Origin of the sequence: Streptomyces sp. 147326, from assembly GCF_045000215.1 — a bacterium.
Lineage (GTDB): Bacteria > Actinomycetota > Actinomycetes > Streptomycetales > Streptomycetaceae > Streptomyces.
On record NZ_CP134201.1, the window covers coordinates 448,195 to 468,411 of the forward strand.

A 20,217-nucleotide genomic window follows, 5' to 3' on the forward strand; every position below is an offset into this window, starting at 1 on the left:
GAGGGCCCCGCACAAGGGGCTGCGGGGTTTTAGGCCCGTCACGTGGTAGGCATGGGCAATGATTGGTCGCCTCCCGCTCGACGAGCAGCTTGCCGCCCTGAAGTCTGCGCTGGCCCGTAACGAGGTACTGATGGAGGTGCTGAACCGCACGGCAGGACTGGGGCTGCCCAACTGGTACGTGACGGCGGGTTGTCTGTTCCAGACCGTCTGGAACGTGGTCACGGACAGGCATCCCACCAGCGGGATCAAGGACTACGACGTTTTCTACTTTGACGACCGCGACTTGTCATGGGAGGCGGAGGACACGGTGATCAAGGCCGCCGGCGAAGCGTTCGCAGGGCTACCGGCGGAGGTCGAGGTCCGCAACGAGGCCCGCGTCCACCTCTGGTACGAGCAGAAGTTCGGCGTCGCGTGCGCTCCTCATGCCTCCACGGAGGCGGCCATCGACAGCTTCGCTGCGACCACCTGCTGCCTGGGCGTGCGCCTGGAGCCGGGCGGCCGATGGCGCGTCTATGCGCCGCACGGGCTCTCCGACGTGTTCAACCTCGTCGTGCGCCCCAACCCAGTGCTTGCCCCGCGCGAGGTGTACGAGGCCAAGGCGGCCCGCTGGCTACAGCAGTGGCCTGAGCTGACCGTTCTCACCTGGCCATCGGACCCTGTCGTCCCAGCCACCTCTTCATCCTGAGGCGCGGAGCCGACGCAGGCAGATGATGCTGCACGCGAGTTGGAGCAGGCCGAGATGGATGTCGGCCCGGCGCTCGTAGCGGATTCGCAGGCGCTTGAAGTGGTGAAGCCAGGCGAAGGTGCGCTCGACGACCCAGCGCACCTTGCCGAGTCCGGAACCGTGGGCGACACCGCGTCGAGCGATCACCGGCTTGATACCGCGCTTCCACAGCAGACGGCGGTACTTGTCGATCGTAGCCACGGTCGGCATACAGACGCCGGGGCTTGCGGCGGGGCCGCCGTCGCCGGCCCCGAATCGGCGGGACCTCGTTCAGCAGCGGGAGGAGCTGGGTGACGTCATGACGGTTTCCGCCGGTGAGCGTGACGGTTCCGTGTCGGTCGACGATCAGATGGTGCTTGGAGCCGGGACGACCACGATCCACGGGCGAAGGACCGACATGATCCCCCCTTGAGGGCCCGCACGTGCGAGCCGTCAACAGCGCAGTCGTCCACATCCAGCAGGCTCGCGCGACGCAACTCGGTCAGTAGTGCGGCATGCAGGCGCGGCCAGGCGTCGGCCTCGGTCCAGTCCCGAAGCCGACGCCATGCAGTCACCCCGGAACAGCCGACAGCCCCGGGAACGTCACGCCATGCGACACCTGTCCGCAGCACATACATGACGCCCGCGAGCGCCACCCGATCCGGAACACGCAGGCGCCCTGGGTAACGATGGCGCCGCTCGGGAGTCGAAGGCAGCAGTGGAGCTATGCGCTCCCACAGGTCATCGGGCACAAGATCAGCACGCACCCGCACACCCTGCCGAGCAAGATCGTCGAGCACAAGAGGCGCAGCTCAACTCATTCTGAAACGATCAGTAAGGCCGCTTGCGGGCGGCGAGGCCTTCCAGAAAGGCCTCCAAGCCCTCCAGCAGTACATCGCGCGGGAAGTCTCGCCGGCGAGGATTCCGCGCTCGCATGTTGAAGTCGTGCGCTACGACGGGAAGGACGTCGAAGTACGGCTGGGGGTGTGGCGCAGCAACATGCGCAGCCGGCAGGGATCACTCCCGGAGGAGCAGCGGAAGCAGCTGGCAGTTCTCGGCCTGTTCGACTGAGAGGGCCGGTGCGGACGGGCTGGCGCTTTCTGCTGACTGGTGTCGATAGGTCCATTACCTGGTGGGCTGGCTCCTGCGCGCCCTCCAGGTTGGCCCCTCAGGCAGCCGCGGCGACGAAAGCAGCGACGTCGCCATGTCGGGCGCGGCTACAGGTGGGACGAGTGCTCCCGCGCAGGGCCGGCCAACTCGGCCGGGCGCAGGGCGCCTGGGTGTCCCGGAAAGACGGGGTGGGCTTCTGTGAGGGGTCAGCCGATGCGGACCGTGATCTCGGGGAGGGGTATGTCGGAAAGGTTCAGTTGGAGCCCGGCCAGGGTCAGGTAGGTCTGCGAGTCGGTCAAGGCGGAGGTGGTGGACGGCGCCTGGGTCTTCCCGCGCGTGCTCACCAGCAGGTGCCAGCCCCCGCGCTTGTAGCTGCGGGAGGCGTCGGGGCGGTCGCCGTTCGGGTTCAGCGTCCAGCCCTGGCGCTCCAGGTCGGCGCAGATCGCGTTCATCTCCGACTGTGCGGCGGTCTTCTCACGGACGGCCGTCCAGCCAGTCCTGTTCGAGTTGGCGCCGGCCGCGCCGAGCGGGCGGCCCTGCGCCGGGTCGAGGCCCGCCGCGCTGACCGCGGTCCGGATCACCTCGTCCACGGCGTCCCGTGTGAGTGGCGGTGACGTGGACTCCGGTGTGGGCGCGGCCGTGGATGGGGACGGCGTGGGCGCGGGCGCGCCCAGGTGGATGCGCCCGTCGTCGTCTATCTGGATGTGGTCCGGCATGACCGCGGCGGCCAGACTCACGATCAAGGTCGCGGCCAGCCCGATCCACACCCTCTTCAACAGCGCGTTCAACGCGAAACTCCCCCCGAGTGATCATTCAGAGGGAGTCTCACACATACTGCTCGGCGCCCGGCAGCCCTGAGAAGCCGTTGTCGTATCGCAAGGTTCGTCCGGCGGTCGAACGCGGGTTCCCAGTTGGGTGATCTTCCTGTGCTCGGGGCATGAAGGCAGGGCCTCCCGAACAGCGGCCCCGTACTGGGAGGTCAACGCCTTCGGTGGAGTGATCAGCGGGCTGTCGTGGATGCCCCAGGTCTTGTGGATCAACGGATTTGGGTAGTGGCTGCGGCGATGAAGGCGTTGAGGGCGTCCTGCAGGTCTTGCTCGCGGGTGGCCAGTTCGGTTCTGGTGGATGCCGTTCGTATTGGAGTGATGGCATCGAAGGCCGAGGCGGCAAGAGCGACGAGCGTGGAGTCTTCGGCGAGGAGACGGACTTGGAACTGGGCGTTCTCTGTGGCGGCGCCAAGTCGGTCGCACTCCGTGAAGGCGTGTCGCGTCTCGGGGCTGTCGGGGGCTTCCTGCAGGCGGAGCCAGAGGGCGATGGTGGCTTGCTTGAGTGCTGTAACAGCTCCTGCGTAGGCACTGTAAGTCGTCAGACGTTCCTGTCGTAGCTGCTGGGAACGGGCGAAGACCTCTGCTTGCGCACTCGTACGACGCTGGATGGCAAAGGTGACGATCGAACCCAACAGGGTTCCCGAGACAGCGATCAAGCTGGCTAGCACAGCCTCCATATCCGCATCTCACCACACAGACCTGCACCCGCACAGCCCCGTTGATGCCCCTATGGAAGTCAAGCGGCCAGGACGTGGGTGGTGGTGCGGGTGATGAGCCGGTGGACCTCGCGTGCGACGTAGCGTTTGAGACAACGGAGTGCTTCGCGGCGGGTCTTGCCTTCGGAGACGCGCCTGTCGATGTAGCCGCGGGTGCGGGTGTCCCAGCGGAGACGGGCCAGCACGATGGTGTCGAGGGCGGAGTTGGCCTGCCGGTTTCCGCCCCGATTGAGGCGCCGACGCTGGGTTTTCCCGGAGGAGGCCTCGACTGGGCTGACGCCGCAGAGGGCTGCGAACGAGGCCTCGCTGCGCAAGCGCTCGGGATTGTCACCCGCTGCAATCAGTAGCGTCGCGGCAGTGTCGGGGCCGACGCCGTAGCACTTGAGGAGCTCCGGGTTGTGCTGAGTGATGACGTCTCTGATCCGCGTGGTGAGGTCTTCTATCTCCTCGGTGAGGTGCTGGATCCGCCGGGCCAGCAGTTTGAGCGTGTGGGCGGCGGCACCGGCTGTTCGGGAGGCCAAGCTGTCGAGCACGGCGCAAGCGCGTATCAGTTTGGGGTTGCTCAGGCCGGCCAGAGACTCGCGGAGCTCGGGGTCGGTGGCAACGAGAACGGACTTGAGCTGGTTGATCGCCTGAGCCCGGGACTTGATCGCGGAAGCCTTGGCCATCTTGAACAGCCTGAGCATCTCCACCGGCCCGTCGCCGGGCCTTCGCGGTCGCGGTCGCCCTGCCGGTGATCACTGCGCGGGCTGCGGCCTCGGCATCGACGATGTCGCTCTTGCCGCGGCGTCGGCGGGTGGCTCTGTCGGGCTGGTTCACCTCGAAGACGGTGATGCCCTGACCCTGCAGATATCGGCTGAGTGCGGCACCGTATGAGCCCGTGCACTTCACGCCGGCTTGGCTGAGGTGGCCCAGTGTCCGGGCCCAGTCCAGTAACTGTTCGTAGCCCTGGGCGGTCGTCGGAAAGCTCCGGCTCTCGACGAAGGCGCCAGCGGCCGTGACCACGGCAGCAACGTGGACGTCCTTGTGCGTGACGACACCCAGCACGATGTCAGGGCTGCCTGGGTCCAGAGGGGTGGGCTGGGTCATCCTGGTCACGGTCACCTGTCTCCTGCAGCCATGGGGAAGCGGGGCGGCCATCGCTGGATCGGGGTCAGGGCGGTCAGGACTGTGACGGTGCCTCTCGCGAAGGCCCCTATCGGGACACGCCCGCCGGTCCAGCGGCAGCGAGTACCGCTCCGGACAGTGGCCGACAGATCAAAACCAAGGCACCAGGGCCAGTCGTATCGCGGGTCAGGCCACCGCCCGAAGCGGCACCCGAACATCCTCACAGTCGTAGCGGGTGGCCAGACCGCGCCACTGCTTGAGCTTGTTGATGCACCGCTCGACGGTGTTGCGCCGCTGGTCTGCCTCGCGGTCGAACGCCGGAGGGCGGCGGCTGGCCAGATCGGCCTCGCTTCTTGCGCTTGGCGACCAGGTCGGAGGGCTGAGGGATCACCGCCCGGGTCCCGCGCCGGCGCAGATGGCTTCGGATCGCGCGGGAGGAGTAGGCCTTGTGGGCCAGGACCACGTCAGGCGTGGTTCTGGGGCGGCCGATTGGCCGCGGCACCAGGACGAACGCGAGCGGCCGCAGCGGCGGTCGGCGGCGAGGTGGATCTTGGTGGTCAGTCCCCGCCGCGGGACCGTCCGGGGGCGTAATCGTCCGGCTCGCCGGCCGGGGCCCGTTTGGGCGGGCCCCGGCGGCGTACTGGTGGGCACGGACGATGGTGGAGTCGACTGCGACGACCCAGTCGAGGTCGCCTTCCGTGTCGGCCTGGGCGAGCAGGGCGGTGACGACCTTCTCCCAGGTGCCGTCGGCGGCCCACTTCCGCAGCCGGTTGTGGGCGCCTTCCCACGACCCGAAGTGCTCGGGCCGGTCCATCCACGGCGTGCCGGTGCGGTACTTGAACGCGATCGCGTCAATCACCTGCCGGTGATCACGCCACCGCCCACCCGCTTGGGAGACCGGCCCGGCAGCAACGGCTCGATCCTCGCCCACTGGGCGTCAGTCAACGACACACATCAACCAACGATCAGATGATCCGAAGGAAACGAACTAGTCGACTTGCTCCCCGTCGTACGTACCGCCCTTGCAGTAGTTGCCCGCCTCATTGATCGCGGGCGTTCCGCCGCCCTGCTTGCACTCAGAAGGGGTGACGACGGATGGGGCACTCTGGGCGGTGGCGGTGGCGGCGCCTGTCAGACCGAGTCCGGCGAGGGCTGCCGTGGCAATGACGGCGGCGAAGATTCGTCGAATGCGCATTTGGTTCCCCTTTCACGGATTGCCTCGATTGGGGCACTAGTCAGCTTCTCACCCATGTGGGTGGCACGTCATGTTGGGCCATTCGGGTGTGACGGCGCTGTCGGGTGCGGGGCCGGTGACGCGACCCGTCGGACAGGCCCTGGACGAAGAGACCACCCCGGCCGGATGGGTGGTCCCTTCGTTGTTCCGGAGGGGGCAGCGTGCGCAACCGGCCCCATGCTAAGAGCCGTGTTGACCTGCGAAAACGCGCCCGTACAAGCTGTCTCAACTAGCTGGGCCAGGAGGAGTCCGACACTATGAGGTCCGTATGCATGGCCATCAGGGTGCAGGTCGGGAGCCCGACCTGCCCTTTTTCGTTGTCACCCAGACCACCTCGCGAGTGGGTCCGTCCGGGCGGCCCCCGAGACGTGCGCCTGTTGCAAGCGCAAAAACGGGCTGGATCCACACGGCCATCTTCTACACCGCCCAGGACGTCAGCTGACGATTCTGTCCTTGGTGCATCGCAGACGGGACGCGCTGCTGAACGCTTCGCGGGTGAATTCACCGACTCCTACGGACTCGACGGTGTCAGCGAGGACGTCTTGCATGAGGTCACCCGCCGCACCCCTGGCTTCCACGCCTGGCAGGATCCGCGCTGGCTCGTCCATTGCCAGGACGCGGGCGGCCTTCGTAGGCGAAGTCGGGTACACCGAGCTGGCGGCGCATCCCGAAGCCCTCGACCAGCTAACAGATGAGGGTGCAGGCGATGCCGGTGAAGGCCAGGAAGTGGCTCGCCTTGCGTTCGTAGCGGCGGTGGAGACGTCGGTATCCGGCGAGCCAGGCCATGGTGCGTTCAACGGTCCAGCGGTGCTCGCCCAGCCGTTCGCTGGAGATTGCCCTTGCGGGCGATCCGAGCGTGATTTAGCGGCTGCGTAACCGTCGTCGCACGTGGTTGCAGTCGTTGCAGCCAGCACCTCCCGGTCACCCCACTGCACATCCGGCACCAGCCGCTCAACGATCACCGCAGCAACTTGGCGAACATGCCCAACGAGATGGCCTGTTAGGTGAACGAGGTCGAGGTGCGCCCATGCCGGCTCACGTTTGGCGACAACGGGCAATGAGCCGCCAGCCCTCGGCACCGAGCAACTGCGGCATGAGCCGACGCAGTGCAGTCGCACGCTGATGGACCCGCTTGAGCATGGCTTGCCGGGTCAGTGTCGAGCCGGGAATTTCTCTGCGGGTCCGGAAAGCCGGTGTCGTCAACCCAGAACGCGACACCGGCCTCGGACACACCCGTCCGTAGTCGTTTCGCAAGGACGTCGCTTGGTCCGCGGCGCACCTCGCGGGGAAGCGAAGGCCGGCCGCCTCCCCGGCCGAGCCGCGCCCGGCGGTGTGCAGGGGGCAGGCCGGGCGGGACCCTGGGCCGTCCGATCCCCCTGGTCGGCCGGACGGGCCGGCTACCGCGCTTCGCACAATCGCAGTTACTCAGCGCGGCCGCCCCCGGGTGCCCAGGACGGGCGCGGGAGAAGATGCGACGCTGGAGTGAGGGGCCCGCGAGTGGAGGTCCGATTGCGTCCCATCCGGTCCGCGGCCCTCTCCTTCGGCCTGGCGACCACGTCCCGGTGCGGCTCAATGGAAGCGACGCAGAATCGTCGGTCAGTGTGTGAGCCCGCCGGCCGGGGGCACCACTCACCGAGCGTCGCCAGGCGGCCTTACCGCGTGTATGCGGCCCGCCCGGATCAGGACCGCGCGACCAACCCGGAAGGCAGGTGCGTCCCATGCGCACGTCGACCCGTATCGCCGGTGCCCTCACCGGCCTGACCCTCACCCTCGGCGGTGCGGTCCTCGCCGCTCCCGCGGTCCGGGCGGACATCCCCGCCTGCACACAGATGGCCGAACTGGCCGGTGCCACCGCTTCCGACTCCGTCACAGCGGCCTGCAGCCGTGGCGTGGTCGGAGACCTGCAGAGTTGTGTGACCGGGCTGACCGGCGCCGGAGTGGCGGGCGGCGCCGCGACCGGTGCCTGCCGGGCGGCGGCCCACGAACCGCGTTAGAGGACCACGCGCGGCAGCCGCCCGCCGGCACCGGTCGGAGGCAGGTACGGCCCGTCTCCTCCCCAACCCCCGGCCTGCCCGGACACAACGCGGCGCCGGTGGGCAGTCTCGACGCCAAGGACATCGACGTCGCCCCGCTTCTACCGACGCGCACGCGGCGTAACGATGCGGCCGGTCGAGGCCGGTGACGTCATGCCTCTCCGGGGCCGGGCAGTCACCGCCCGGACGCGGCGCCCAGCCTCGCCTCGCGGGCCTCATGCGGAGCGCCCATGTTGAGTAGGAGGGCGCCGTCGTCTTGAGACTTGTCCTTCCCGAGGGCCGAACGAAGGCGCCTGAGAGGAGGAGGAAGTCATGCGCATGCGAAGAATCCTGGGCCTCGCCCTGGCCGCGGCAACCCTTGCCGGCGTGAGCGCCGTCGGCGCTGTCAGCGCCGGGGCCGCCTCGTCTCCGAACATCTCCAGAGACGAGTGCACGGCCGCTGGCGGACAGATCGTTTCACGCCCCTACGCCGGCGACGCCTGCGCGCTGCCTGACGGGACCAAGCCGGCGATCACTTGACCGGTCGGCGCACGGCTGGGCAACCAGTCCGGCCGGTGCACCCGGCGCGGTGCGTATGGGGTGACGGCCCCCGGTCCACCGTTGGGTGGATCGCCCGCGCCCGTCTCGACACCGCGGCACTCGCGATGGTGGACGCCGACCGTCTCGAAGCCAAGGACGTCACCGCTTCGAGACGGTCCGCGCCGTCCTGAACACCGCGCTCGCCGCCGTCCTGAACGGCCTCGGCCGGCCATGTCGTCATACAGTGACCGACGAGGTCGTTCGCATTTTTTGGCTGTATTGATCACGAGTGTTGTTGACACTCGGCAGGTCTCGCACAGGCGCAGAAGAACGAGCAGTCCCGCCGGCCTCGAGCCTGGATGTGCCGACGGTGACGGAGTCTTCCTTCTGGCGCGGGCGGTGATCGCGCCGCTCCGTCTGAGCCAAGGCCGACCACGCCGGCATCGCCAACCGGCTCGCGGCCCACGGCCCTCTCCGGGGACCTACGAGACGGCGCCGTAACAGCACGACCAAGGAGCCGACCGGCACGGTGCACCCGCCGGTCGGCTCCGCCGTGCTCCTCGACGACCTCGGGGATGACTCCGTCGTTCGGCCCATCAAGGGCACCGGCTGCAACGCCGAAAAGGACAAAGCGGAGTCGCCCCACCCTCGCGTTCCGGTACACCTCCGCGCCCCAGGCCGCCCCGATGACGGCGGTCCCGTGCCCCGGCCGACAGGCCCGGAGGAGATCCCGCATGCGCGTTTTCCTGCCCTTGACGGCCGTCACCACCGCCGCGCTCCTGCTCGTCACGGTCACCGGTGCAACTCCCGCCGCAGCAGACCGCAACCCCGAGGGCACACCACTGCTCAAGGTGTCCCACGGCGACCCGTACGCGGACTGCACCATCGGAGCGAGGTCCCCCGACAGCATCGTCTACCCGGCCACCGAGGTCGAGCCGTACCTGTCCGTCGATCCGCGCGACCCCAAGCGCGTGGTCACCGTGTTCCAGCAGGACCGCTGGAACGACGGCGGCGCCCGGGGCCTGGCGGCCTCCTGGACCACGGACGGCCAGGCCTTCCACCGGAGCACGCTGCCGTTCAGCCTGTGCGCCCCCGGCGGCGCGGACTACGAACGGGCATCCGACCCCTGGGTGAGCACCGGCCCGGACGGCACCGTCTACGCGAGCGGGGAAGGCGTCGACTTCACGAAGAGCACGCGCAGCGCCCTCCTGGCAGTCACGTCCCGCGACGGCGGCCGCACTTGGCAGAACCTCACCACCACGCACGTCGACGAGCAGCCGTTCTTCAACGACAAGCCCTCACTCACCGCCGACCCGACCCGCAAGGGCACCGCCTACCAGGTCTGGAACCGCCTCGACAACGACCCGCCCGGCCCCAGCTCCCTCGACGGTCCCGGCTACATCTCCCTCACCCGCGACGGCGGCCGCACCTGGAGCAAGGCCCGGCCGTTCGTCGACACCAGCGCCGTGCCCAACACCCAGACCATCGGCCATCTGATCGTCGCCGACCGGCGCACCGGCACCCTGTACGACTTCTTCGACCGGATCACCTACTCCGACGACCTGAGCACCGTCACCGAAGCCCGCTACGAGGTGGTCACCTCCACCGACGCCGGAGAAACCTGGAGCGCCCCGGCCACCGTGGCCCGGGACACCTCCGTACCGGAGGTCGACCCGAACGACCCCACCAAGCTGCTGCGCGCCGCGGCCACCCTGCCCAGCCCGGCCGTCGACCCCAAGACAGGCACGCTGTACATGGCCTACGAGGGCTCGGACTTCTCCGGCGGCAGCTTCGACTCCGTCCAGCTCGTGCGCTCCACCGACGGCGGACGTACCTGGGGAACCCCCGAGCTGATCAGCCCGCAGGGCGTGCCGGCCTTCTCCCCGTCGATCGCGGTCGACGAGCGGGGCACGGTCGCGCTCACCTACTACGACCTGCGCTTCCTCGAGCCCGGCGACACCACCACCCTGCCCACCGCCTATCAGCTGGCCACACTGCCGCACGGAAACCCGGAGCTCCGGACCGAACGACGGATCTCACGGGTCTTCGACTGGCTGCAGGCGCCGTTCGCCGGGGGCTACTTCCTCGGCGACTACCAAGGCCTGGTCGCAGACGGCAAGGGAGTGCGGGCGGTGCTCACCGAAACCAACTCCGACGCACCACAGAACCGTACGGACGTATATACCGGCAGCTTCCGCACCCGCTGACCGACGCGGACGCCGTCGGCCGGCCCGACCGCCGACGGCTGCAGACAGGCCTCGGCCCCACTCCGTGAGCACGTTGGGCGGGGAGGTCTGGCCGCGTCCCGCCCGGCGGGGCGGTCCTGCAGGGGTCCCCGGGAAGGCGCTGTGCTGGAGGCACCGGCCCCCTGTCGTGCCCACTCTGCCGACAGCCACACGTGAGTGGTGCAGGTCCGTGCCTGAGCCCTCGCCACGCGCTCCTTCCGCGGAGGCGGAGGCGGCAGGTAGACATATCCGGGCGGCGGCCGCGGGCCGGGCGGTGGGACCTCGATGGACATGAAACCCCCGTAAGCACAGGTAAGGATCCGGCAGCAGCAGGCGTACGGGCGGGCATCGGACACGCGCGTGCCCGCGTGCCCCCGCCGAGCGCTGCTATCACCTCGGGCGGAACTTTCAGGCCCCGCATGGGCTCGGGTGGCTCGACGTGGGCCCAAAACGTCCTGGACGGCTGTGAGGCAAGAGATGGCGGCTACTCGGCGTAGGGCTGGTCGGCTCCCGAGGCGCTGTAGCCGAGACTCCAGACATGGCCATCCGGGTCGGCGAAGGTGCCGCCGTACCCGCCCCACGGCAGAGCACCGGCGGGCTTGAGGACCGTGGCACCGGCCTTCTGGGCCTCCGCCATGATCTCCGCGACCCGTGCCTCACTGCGGACGACGTAGGTCAGAACCAGCCCGCTGAAACCGCTGCCTTCCGGGTCCGTGCCCACCTGGTCGGCCAGACCCTCGCGACCGTAGAAGCCGACCGGCGAGGCGCCGTCCGACTCGAAGAACACCGAGATGCCGTAGTCGTTCTTGATCTTCCAGCCGAGCCCCTCGGTGTAGAACTGCTTGGCCCGGTCCATGTCCCGGACGCCGAGGAGGATCGAGCTGACGTGCGCTTTCATGTCGTACTCCTTGCGCTGTAGAGGTACGCGTGCCGGACGTCCGGGCCAGGGCCCGGACGTCACATCGGCGCGTGTTCGCCGGTCAATCGGTATGACAGGGCCGGGAGTCAGGACGGCGTGGGGGCCAGCGACGCGGCAGCCTCCCAGGCGAACCCGTCCGGGTCGGTGAAGGTGTCGGCGGTGCTGCCGAGGACGATGCGGTGCGAGCCGGTGCCGTCGGCGGGGACGCCGAGGTCCTTGGCCAGGGCGCGGCGCTTGTACAGCGCCAGCTTGACGGGGCTGGACTGACCGGGGGCGAACTCGGCGTACTTGCCGCCGAAGCTCTTGGCCACGGTCAGGCCCCGGCCGGCATAGAACTGCTTGGTGGCCTTCACGTCCTCGACGCCGATCAGCAGGACGACCTCGTCGATCTCGCGGGTGGCGGGGCCGGTGTCCTTCTTCGCCGAGGTCGCGATCTTCCAGATCGTCCCGTCCGGGGCCTGGACCACGCCGCCGTAGCCCCACAGCGACTTCGCGGCGGGCTTGAGGACCGTGGCGCCGGCGTCCACGGCGGCGCCGACGAAGCCGTCGACGGTGGCCGGCCCGGACACCGTGAGCGCCAGGGTGAAGCCGCGGAATCCGGTGGAGTGCGCCTCGGACGCCCGCAGGCGTATGTACGTGTCCACGCCGAAGTCGCTGTAGAAGCGGCGGGCGGCCTCGGGGTCGGCCACCTCAAGGGTGACGGACGCGAGGGACGTGTTGGCTGCGGTGGAAGTGGTGGTTGCCATGACCATCACGCTAGGGGCTGTGTGGCGGCCGGGGCTTCTCGATTCCTGACCGGTCTTGAGACTTGCTTCGCCACGCACGCCGGCATCCCCTCCACTTTGATCGCCGACCCCGCATCGCGGGCCGTACCCGCAGCATCGGCACGGCCGGCCGCCGCATCCGCCGCCTGGCGCCGGAAGGCTCCGGGCGGCATGCCGACCAGCTCGGTGAACCGGGTGGTGAACGTTCCCAGCGACGCGCAGCCGACCGCGAAGCAGACCTCGGTGACGCTGAGGTCGCCCCGCCGCAGAAGCGCTGCCGCCCGCTCGATGCGACGCGTCATCAGGTACGCGTACGGCGACTCATCGTAGGCGGCCCGGAACTGCCGACTCAGGTGCCCGGCGGACATGTTCACATCGCGGGCGAGCGCCTCCACGTTCAGCGGCTGCGCGTATTCCCTGTCGATCCGGTCGCGGACGCGGCGCAGCCGCGCGAGATCAGCCAGACGCTGCGCCTGGACGCGGGCACGCCGCCATTCAGGCTTGCACATGAGAACCCTCCCCTTCGTCTTCCATTTCCATCGACGTCTTCGAGCGTCGGGGCAGGCGCTTCCGCTCTGGTGCGCCGCCGCGTTCCTTACGCCTCGTCGCGATTCCGACCCGCACAGCTCAGCGCAGCTCCTGAACGCGGACCAGGTTGCCCGCGGGGTCGCGGAACGCGCAGTCGCGGACGCCGTACGGCTGCTCTGTCGGCTCCTGGACGACCTCCGTATCACCGGCCTGCACCTTCTCGAACGTGGCGTTGAGGTCCGGGGTGGCCAGCAGGATCCAGCCGTAGGTGCCCTTGGCCATCATCTCGGTGATCGTGCGGCGCTCGTCCTCGGTGATGCCGGGATCGGCGGCAGGCGGCGCCAGAAGGATCGACGTGCCCGGCTGACCGGCCGGGCCGACCGTGATCCAGCGCATCCTGCCCTGCCCGACATCGCTGCGGACTTCGAAGCCGAGGACGTCGCGGTAGAAGGCGAGCGACGCGTCCGGGTCGTCGTGCGGAAGAGAAGTCGTGTGAATGGTGATGTCCATGGTGAGCAGGCTAGAGGCGGCTCCGTGAACCGCGCTTCTCGATTCCTGATCGATCCGGACACGCCCGGACGTTCACGGGCGAGGAGGCTGAGAGCGCCCACGCGCTCCAGGGCGTGCGGGGGTCACGGGCAGGGTAACCGTGACCGGCGGAGGATGGGGCCAGTGGCCGCCACAAACGCTCGCGGACCCTCGGTAGGGTTCTTGGCGGGCGCCTTCTCTCCAACTGGCAGCCGGCCCGCCGCCGTTGTGAAAGCCGGTGGTAGATGCAGCCTGCCGGAAGCGGGCGAAACGCCCCCCGTCTATAACTTTCGTGCACTTCATCCACTTCGTGACGTGCATCACCTTGCCATCTTCTGTTGCGATGTTGATTCTAGAGGCGCTCTATGAGCCTGGAGCCCAGCGGGCCGACCACCGCATTTCGCAAATTTTGGGGGACATGGGTGAATAGTATTCTTGTGCACACTTCGGGCGAAAATTATGCTCCCGTCACCCTAGAGCTGGGACCGGGAGCAGTCGCACGTTTTGGTCGCGGTGCGGTGGATCAGCCGGTTGAGATCATGCTGGCGGATTCCGCTGTTCCGCGATTGGCCGGAGAGATACTGGCATGCGACGATCACTGGCAGATCAGCAATTTCAGCAGTTCAGCGAGTTACATCGTCGAGAATCCCGAAGGCGCCGGCGAATATTTTCGTGTCGCTCCCCGGCGTCTCGGTGCGCCCGTCCCCTTCGAGTTCGCGCGAGTGGTGTTGCCGACCCAAGGGAGTGCTCAGAGCTTTCAGGTATTCGCCCCTGCCCACATGTATTGCGATGCGGCTCCGACCTCGCCTGCCGGGGCCGCGACGCTCACGGCATTTCCGCTCGACACGAGCGCCACGTATTTCCTGGTTCTGATAGCACTGTGCGAACCGAGGCTGCGCGACGTGTCGGTTTCCGCGATCCCCACGACACGGCAGTTGATCGAACGCCTACGTGGCCATCCCATGTGCCAGGACATCACCGAGGCCGGGATCGCCTTTCACATCGACTATCTGGCCCGGAAGAAGCTTCGTGTCCGTGAGCCTGCTTCGGATGGTCTTCGGATGGACGGGAAGCGGGATGCTCTCGTGTCCCTCGCCCTCAGGTTCGGACTCGTGCGTGAGGAACACCTGAACCTGCTGTCCTCCCGTGCCACTCATAGCGCAGGTGAGCTGTGACCGGCGTCGGGCCTCACCAGCCCGGGGGCAGTCCCCTCCCGCTGGGTGACGTACCCGTTCCTGCGGGGTACCGGGTGGGGGAGTGGGAGATCGGGGGATTTCTCGCCGCCGGCAGCTGGGGAAGTGTGTACCTGGCCCGGTTCGCGGGCCCGGAGCACGGCGGTGAGCCGGTCGAGGCCGCAGTGAAGTTCATGTCCACGGCTGGTCTCGCCCCGCGCCAGGCCAGGGAACTCGCGGAGACCGCCCGTCGGGAAGTCGAGTTCAGCCACGCGACCGACCACCCGTACCTCATTCGTCTGCTGGATACGGCAGTCGTCTCCGATCCGGGCTCGCCCGCACTCGACGGCGCCGTCGCCCTCGTGATGGAGCGGGCGTCCCGCAGCCTGCTGGACGTCTTGTCGGGGAGTTCCGGTGCGGACGCGAACGCGGCCGGACAGGCCGTGCTCGGCGTCCTGTTGCTCCAGGTCGCGGAGGCGCTCGCCTACCTCCATGAAGCCGGCTGGGTGCACGGCGACCTCAAGCCCGGCAACATCCTCCTGATGGCGGACGGAACCGCACGCCTGGCGGATTTCGGGCTCGTCTCGCAGATGGAGGGCACCCACGGCTACGCGCCCCCGCTCGGCTCCCCGGACTATCTGCCGCCGGAACGCCGGACCGAACAGCTGGGTGAACGGGGTGTCATCACCCGGCCTGCGACCGACATCTGGGCCTTCGGCGTCACCGCGCACCAGATGCTCACCGGCGGCGCCTTCCCCTTCCCGGGCTCCACACCAGCCGCCCGCGCAGCGGCAGTCCACGAGTACGCTGCCGGTCGCAGCCGGCTGCGCCTCGCTTCGGACCTGTCACCGGCCTGGCAGGAGATCGTCACAGCGTGTCTGGCGGCCGATCCCGAGACTCGTGCGGCCACAACGATGCGGGCGCTGCTTCCAGGTATCCGCGCGGCCGGCGAGGCGACGGCGCCCGTACGCCTCCGTCCCCGGCGGAGGGTGGCGGTGGCGGCGGCGGCCGCTGCGACGGTCTCCGCCGCAGTTCTGGGCCTCGCGGTTTTCGGCTGGCCTTGGCACGGTGATCCGGGCCGGCCCGCCGGCGTCGAGATCCACGTGTTCAACATCGACGGCAAGTGCAAAGAGCAGACGGAGCGGCTGCGTGCGTGCAGTCTCGGGCTCGCACGCGACCCCCACCGCAAGTACGACGCCGGCAACGTGGTCTCTCAAAGGGTTTGGCACGGTGACGTGCTGAGGACCGACTGCGTCGTCAATGACGGCGACCGGGTGGAGGACGAGCTGGGCATCGGCACGCCTCGCTGGTACCGCGTCCGCTTCGATTCGACCCCGGATGGGCGCGCCTGGCTGCCGGCTGTCCGGACACGGGACGATCCGAAGGTGCCTGTCTGCACGGACACTTCTCCCTAGTCCAGGCTGGTGGGACGAGCAGGACGGGGAGGCGCCCGAGCCGAGAGACCACGGCTCGGGCGCCTGCGTTCGACTCAGCAGTAGGGAAGCCCGTAGTTTCCGGGGTTCGCGTCGAACTGGGAGCTGGTGTTGAGTGCCACGGCGGGGACGTAGCCGAACATGCCGACGCCGTCGCCCTGGGTCCCGTACCAGGTGTTGTTCCCACCCTCGTGGTTCCCTCCGTACGTCCAGCAGCTGAACCAGCTGTAGGTGGACGTCAGCCAGTCGCCGACCTCACTGCTGTAGCCCGGGCCGAAGTGCATGGCGACCGGACGGTTGCCGCACCAGAGCGTTCCGCCGCTCACTCCGCAGCCTGCCGCCTGCGCGGGCGTCGCCGGCGCCACCATGGTCAGCGCCGAGGCGAGGCCCAGCAGGGCTAGGGCCAGTGCAGCCTTGCTGCGGGGGCTTCTGCGGACGGTGCTCTGTCGGTCCATCGGTTCCTCCATGGGGTTTGTGTGAGAGGTCGGTCGAGAAGGGGTCTCAAGGGCGGGGTTCCAGCTTGTTGACCGCGAGGGTGTCGCAGTCCGGGACCCCGGGGATCCAGGCAGGACCCTCGATGTAGATGTTGGTGATCCAGCCGCCGTGTTCCGCCAGGTAGGACCAGGCGTCGTTGGTCGTCCCTTCCGAGGTCACCGACTGGCCGTGGACCTGGCAGGCGACGAACAGGGTCGTACCGCCCGGGACGCTCTTCACGAGGCCGCCAGCCGAGGAAGGCTGCGTACGGACGTTGGCGCCGTCGCCCCATGTGCGGTAGCTGCCGCCGCTGGGTCCGCCGATTGCTCCGGCGCACTCGGGGATGCCGGGGATCCAGGCCGGACCTTCGATGTAGATGTTGCTGATCCAGCCGCTCTGCTCCGGCAGGTAGGACCAGGCGTCGTTGACCGTTCCCTCGGCGGAGACCGACTGCCCGTGCTTCTGGCACTGGACGTTCAGCCTGACCCCGCCGGACAGGGTGCGCAGCACATTGCTCGCGGTGCTCGGCTGCGAGCGGACGTTGGTGCCCGAGCCCCATGTGCGTACGGTGCCGCCGGCTCCGCCGCCCACGTCCGCGCCGCATTCGGCCACGCCTGGCAGCCAGGCGGGGCCTTGGACGTAGATGTTGGTGATCCAGCCGCCGTGGTCGGGGAGGTAGGACCAGGCGTCATTGCCAATTCCCTCCGCGGACACCAGCTGAGCGTGCTTCTGACACTGGATCTTCAACGTCGTCCCGCCGGGTAGGGTCTTCACGACGGAGGCCGACGAGCCGGGAGCAGTGCGGACATTGACCGTGTCCCACGTCCGGTAGGTACTGCCCCCGCCGCCGCCCATGGACGGCGGGCATTCGGACACGCCTGGAAGCCACGCCGGACCGTAGAGGTAGATGTTCGTGATCCAGCCCTGGTACTCCGGGAGGTAGGACCAGGCATCGTTGCTGGTGCCCTCTGCGGACACCAACTGGGCGTGCCGCTGGCACTGGACCCGCACGATGGTGTCGCGCCGCAACGTGGTCACGACGGCCCCGCCGGTCCCGGGGTCCTTGCGGACATTGGCGCTGTCGCCCCACATCACGTAGCTGCCGGCGGAAGGCAGCACGGGCCCCGTCTCCGGACCACGGCCCGCAGCCGAGCCGGGAGCCGGGTGCGCGGCGTAGCCCTTGCCCTGCATCCAGCGCGCGACGTCATCGGTGGGAGCGGTCCACTCCTTGTCCACCTGAGCCCAATCGCTGCTCAGCCCACCCCCGCCCCCCGCGGCGCTGTCGACTACGCGGAGCTGGCGTCCGTTGTCGAGGTAGCCGACCACGGTCACGTAGTGGTAGACGAGGCGGTCCGGCCACTTCGGCGGGTGCGCGCCGCTGCGCCCGATGAGGTTCACGACCACCGGATAGCCGTGGTCGATGTTGTAGACCACGTCGTTGCGCCAGGACTCCCGCTCGTACGGCGTGATCTGCTCGCTGATGGACATGGCGTGGTACCAGTCGGTGTTGCCGAAGCTGTTGAGACCCCACATGATCTGGCGGGACGAGTCCGTTCCACCGGTGTTCGTGGTCAGTACGGAAGCGATCTGGTTCTGGCTGGGGGGAACGGTCTTCAGGCGGCGCTGTAGCGCGGTCTGAACTGCTGCCGGCCCGCAGTAATAGGGCCTCTCCTCACCGAACCAATCGCCGTCGATGTATGCAGAGACCTTGGTGCTGCTTCCTCCGCTGCCGCCGCCCTCGTCCTCGGCATGCGCGTTCAAGGTTGCTGCAGAGGTGAGGGCAGCGGTCAGAAAGAACATCACCGCCAGGCGGAAGAGCCTGACGACGGAGGTACGACGCATGGGCTGTCTCCCTTGTCTGTGGGGACAGGTCTACCGAGCCCAAGTTGTGTGGGGAACCTACGACCTCATAGGGGCGGCTGCGAGAGTGCTCCTTGCGACCGTGCCATGGCCAAGGAGACAGGACCTGGCAGATCCGTACGCGACCCGAGCGCCGCCCTTGCCCGAACGGGCCGAGGGCGGCGCTCAGACGCCCGGCTCCGGCCCGGACCCCGGCTGCGGCCTCCGCCCCCGGCCGTGCTTCCATGTGGTTCCGCGTCCCGTCCCTTCGCCCGCACGGCCCGCTCCGGAGGCCGGGGAGACGACTTCCCGAAAAACTTTCGGGAGAAGTGTTATCGAGGCCCCCTTCGACGGTCTCCCAGGTATCGGGCATCATCGACCGCCGGTACGGACAGGGAACATCACATGAGTACTCAGCACACGGCAGCGCTGGTGGCAGCGGCTCGCGCGGGCGACCCCCGCGCGCAGGACGAGCTCGTCAGCACCCATCTCCCGCTCGTCTACAACATCGTCGGTCGGGCCCTGGGCGGCTCCTGCGACGTGGACGACGTGGTGCAGGACACGATGCTGCGGGCGCTCGACGGGCTGGGCGGCCTGCGCGCGGACGAGAGCTTCCGGTCCTGGCTGGTGGCGATCGCGATGAACCGGGTGCGGGCGCACTGGCAGGCTCGGCAGAGCGGCTTCGGCGAGAGCACGCTGGAGGCGGCCTACGACGTCGCCGACCCGGGCGCCGACTTCGTCGACCTGACCGTCGTACGCCTCAACCTGGCGGGCCAGCGGCGCGAGACGGCCCGGGCCACGCGCTGGCTGGAGCCCGAGGACCGGGCGCTGCTGTCGCTGTGGTGGCTGGAGTGCGCCGGGGAACTGACGCGGGCGGAGGTGGCCTCCGCGCTGGAGCTGTCCCCGCAGCACACGGCGGTCCGGGTCCAGCGGATGAAGGCGCAGCTGGAGTCGGCCCGGGTGGTGGAGCGCGCGCTGGAGGCCAATCCGCCGTGCGAGGAGCTGCGGGCCGTGATGGCGGGCTGGGACGGCCGGCCCTCTGCTCTGTGGCGCAAGCGAATAGCCCGGCACGCGCGTGAATGCGTACGGTGCTCCGGCCTGTGGAGCGGACTGGTTCCGGCGGAGGGACTGCTGGCCGGCCTGGCCCTCGTACCGGTCTCGGCGGCCCTGCTGGCGGGGGTGCGGACGGCCGGGGCGGCAGGCTTCGCCCCCGTCGCCGCGGCCTTCGCCGACGGAGCCGAGGGGGACTTCGCCGACACGGCGACCCAGCTCACTCCGGTCGACAGTGCGGGCGGTGGCCGGGGCGAGCTGCGCAAGCGGCGGCGCAGCAGCCGCCGCCGGGTGGTGGGCGGCGCGGTGCTGGCCGCCTGTGTCGCGGGCGGCGGCCTGGTGTACCTCGGCGGACTCCCCGGTTCCGGTGAGCCGACGGACGGTGGGGCCACGCCCGCCGCCCCGCTGGCCGCGCTGTCGGCGACCGAGTCCGCGCTCCCCTCGGAGTCGGCCTCCCCGTCCCCCTCGGCGTCCCCCTCGCCCTCCGCGTCGGCCTCCGCCTCGCCGAGCCCGTCCGCGAGCCCCAGTCCGGCGCAGAGCCGCAGCACCTCGCCCAGCCCGCGCCCCTCGGCGCCCAAGCCGGCGCCCGCCCCGCCGGGGATCGCCGGCCAGGTCCTGGCCCTGGTCAACACCGAGCGGGCCGCCGCCGGCTGCGGCCCCCTCAAGGAGGACCCGCAGCTGCGTGCGGCCGCTCAGGGGCACTCCGACGACATGGCGGCACGGGACTTCTTCTCGCACACCAACCCCGACGGCGCGGACCCGGGGCAGCGGACCACCTCGGCCGGCTACCGCTGGTCGACCTACGGCGAGAACATCGCCAAGGGCCAGCAGACCGCGCAATCGGTCATGGACTCCTGGATGAAGAGCCCGGGCCACCGCGCGAACATCCTCAACTGCTCCTTCAAGGACCTCGGCGTGGGCATCCACCAGGGCGCCGGCGGCCCTTGGTGGACGCAGAACTTCGGCGCCCGGTAACCCCGGGGGGCCGCCGGGCGCGACGGCAACCGGGCGCGGCGCCCCGCGGGGCGCCGCCTCC

Annotated in this window: 18 protein-coding genes and 4 pseudogenes; 9 read left to right on the forward strand and 13 right to left on the reverse strand. The window is 69.2% G+C overall.

Annotated features, from left to right (window positions below; all coding sequences use genetic code 11):
- Positions 1–58: 58 nt before the first annotated feature.
- A complete protein-coding gene (locus RIU97_RS02230; protein WP_404953037.1) occupies positions 59–685 on the forward strand; it encodes a nucleotidyltransferase family protein in 627 nt (208 codons plus the stop codon).
- Here the strand turns inward: RIU97_RS02230 and RIU97_RS02235 are convergent.
- Positions 677–1,470, reverse strand: a pseudogene (locus RIU97_RS02235) (IS5 family transposase). The gene RIU97_RS02230 and the pseudogene RIU97_RS02235 sit on opposite strands and share 9 nt — an antisense overlap.
- 178 nt (positions 1,471–1,648) lie before the next feature.
- On the opposite strand from RIU97_RS02235, the gene RIU97_RS02240 reads away from it, so the two are divergent.
- A complete protein-coding gene (locus RIU97_RS02240; RefSeq protein ID WP_404953038.1) occupies positions 1,649–1,774 on the forward strand; it encodes a hypothetical protein in 126 nt (41 codons plus the stop codon).
- Between the two features lie 245 nt (positions 1,775–2,019).
- Here RIU97_RS02240 and RIU97_RS02245 read toward each other — a convergent pair whose 3' ends face one another.
- The 5 genes and pseudogenes from RIU97_RS02245 to RIU97_RS02265 form a co-directional block, all read right to left on the reverse strand.
- Complete coding sequence (locus RIU97_RS02245) at positions 2,020–2,601, reverse strand: hypothetical protein (protein ID WP_404953039.1); 582 nt, start codon at positions 2,599–2,601, stop codon at positions 2,020–2,022.
- A gap of 248 nt (positions 2,602–2,849) precedes the next feature.
- A complete protein-coding gene (locus tag RIU97_RS02250; RefSeq protein WP_404953040.1) occupies positions 2,850–3,296 on the reverse strand; it encodes a hypothetical protein in 447 nt (148 codons plus the stop codon).
- 80 nt (positions 3,297–3,376) lie between these two features.
- Positions 3,377–4,445 (reverse strand): annotated as a pseudogene (locus RIU97_RS02255) (IS110 family transposase).
- Positions 4,446–4,688: 243 nt separating this feature from the next.
- Positions 4,689–5,414: pseudogene (locus RIU97_RS02260) on the reverse strand (IS5 family transposase); the annotation flags it as partial.
- Positions 5,415–5,451: 37 nt separating this feature from the next.
- Entirely contained in the window at positions 5,452–5,658 is a 207-nt protein-coding gene (locus tag RIU97_RS02265; protein ID WP_404953041.1) for a hypothetical protein, read from the reverse strand.
- 311 nt (positions 5,659–5,969) lie between these two features.
- On the opposite strand from RIU97_RS02265, the gene RIU97_RS02270 reads away from it, so the two are divergent.
- Positions 5,970–6,392 (forward strand): CbrC family protein, encoded by a 423-nt coding sequence (locus RIU97_RS02270; protein ID WP_404953042.1) that lies wholly within the window; start codon positions 5,970–5,972, stop codon positions 6,390–6,392.
- Here the strand turns inward: RIU97_RS02270 and RIU97_RS02275 are convergent.
- Positions 6,382–6,550, reverse strand: a pseudogene (locus RIU97_RS02275) (transposase); the annotation flags it as partial. The gene RIU97_RS02270 and the pseudogene RIU97_RS02275 overlap by 11 nt on opposite strands.
- Positions 6,551–7,415: 865 nt before the next feature.
- Between RIU97_RS02275 and RIU97_RS02280 the strand changes: the two are divergent.
- The 3 genes from RIU97_RS02280 to RIU97_RS02290 all read left to right on the forward strand — a co-directional run bounded on the left by RIU97_RS02280 (position 7,416) and on the right by RIU97_RS02290 (position 10,456).
- A complete protein-coding gene (locus RIU97_RS02280; protein ID WP_266548680.1) occupies positions 7,416–7,691 on the forward strand; it encodes a hypothetical protein in 276 nt (91 codons plus the stop codon).
- 351 nt (positions 7,692–8,042) lie between these two features.
- Positions 8,043–8,249 carry a hypothetical protein gene (locus RIU97_RS02285; protein ID WP_404953043.1) on the forward strand — a complete coding sequence of 69 codons (207 nt, stop codon included), beginning with the start codon at positions 8,043–8,045 and terminating at the stop codon, positions 8,247–8,249.
- A 734-nt stretch (positions 8,250–8,983) separates the two neighbouring features.
- Positions 8,984–10,456 carry a sialidase family protein gene (locus tag RIU97_RS02290; protein WP_404953044.1) on the forward strand — a complete coding sequence of 491 codons (1,473 nt, stop codon included), beginning with the start codon at positions 8,984–8,986 and terminating at the stop codon, positions 10,454–10,456.
- Positions 10,457–10,958: 502 nt separating this feature from the next.
- Here RIU97_RS02290 and RIU97_RS02295 read toward each other — a convergent pair.
- The 4 genes from RIU97_RS02295 to RIU97_RS02310 form a co-directional block, all read right to left on the reverse strand.
- Positions 10,959–11,372: a VOC family protein gene (locus RIU97_RS02295; protein ID WP_404953045.1), complete on the reverse strand. Its 414-nt coding sequence runs from the start codon at positions 11,370–11,372 to the stop codon at positions 10,959–10,961.
- A gap of 107 nt (positions 11,373–11,479) precedes the next feature.
- Positions 11,480–12,145, reverse strand: coding sequence for a glyoxalase (locus RIU97_RS02300; protein WP_404962728.1), 666 nt, complete (start codon positions 12,143–12,145; stop codon positions 11,480–11,482).
- Positions 12,145–12,666 carry a helix-turn-helix transcriptional regulator gene (locus RIU97_RS02305; protein ID WP_404953047.1) on the reverse strand — a complete coding sequence of 174 codons (522 nt, stop codon included), beginning with the start codon at positions 12,664–12,666 and terminating at the stop codon, positions 12,145–12,147. Before RIU97_RS02305 ends, RIU97_RS02300 begins: the two co-directional genes overlap by 1 nt.
- A gap of 118 nt (positions 12,667–12,784) precedes the next feature.
- On the reverse strand, positions 12,785–13,195 hold the full coding sequence (locus RIU97_RS02310) for a VOC family protein (protein ID WP_404953048.1): 411 nt from the start codon (positions 13,193–13,195) through the stop codon (positions 12,785–12,787).
- 440 nt (positions 13,196–13,635) lie between these two features.
- On the opposite strand from RIU97_RS02310, the gene RIU97_RS02315 reads away from it, so the two are divergent.
- On the forward strand, positions 13,636–14,388 hold the full coding sequence (locus tag RIU97_RS02315; RefSeq protein WP_404962729.1) for a serine/threonine protein kinase: 753 nt from the start codon (positions 13,636–13,638) through the stop codon (positions 14,386–14,388).
- A gap of 74 nt (positions 14,389–14,462) precedes the next feature.
- The gene (locus RIU97_RS02320) at positions 14,463–15,800 is read left to right on the forward strand and encodes a serine/threonine-protein kinase (protein WP_404953049.1); all 1,338 of its coding nucleotides are present in this window, start codon (positions 14,463–14,465) and stop codon (positions 15,798–15,800) included.
- A gap of 74 nt (positions 15,801–15,874) precedes the next feature.
- Here RIU97_RS02320 and RIU97_RS02325 read toward each other — a convergent pair whose 3' ends face one another.
- On the reverse strand, positions 15,875–16,273 hold the full coding sequence (locus RIU97_RS02325) for a hypothetical protein (RefSeq protein WP_404953050.1): 399 nt from the start codon (positions 16,271–16,273) through the stop codon (positions 15,875–15,877).
- Positions 16,274–16,319: 46 nt separating this feature from the next.
- A complete protein-coding gene (locus RIU97_RS02330) occupies positions 16,320–18,134 on the reverse strand; it encodes a C39 family peptidase (protein ID WP_404953051.1) in 1,815 nt (604 codons plus the stop codon).
- A 402-nt stretch (positions 18,135–18,536) separates the two neighbouring features.
- On the opposite strand from RIU97_RS02330, the gene RIU97_RS02335 reads away from it, so the two are divergent.
- Positions 18,537–20,156: a sigma-70 family RNA polymerase sigma factor gene (locus tag RIU97_RS02335; RefSeq protein ID WP_404953052.1), complete on the forward strand. Its 1,620-nt coding sequence runs from the start codon at positions 18,537–18,539 to the stop codon at positions 20,154–20,156.
- Positions 20,157–20,217 lie beyond the last annotated feature (61 nt).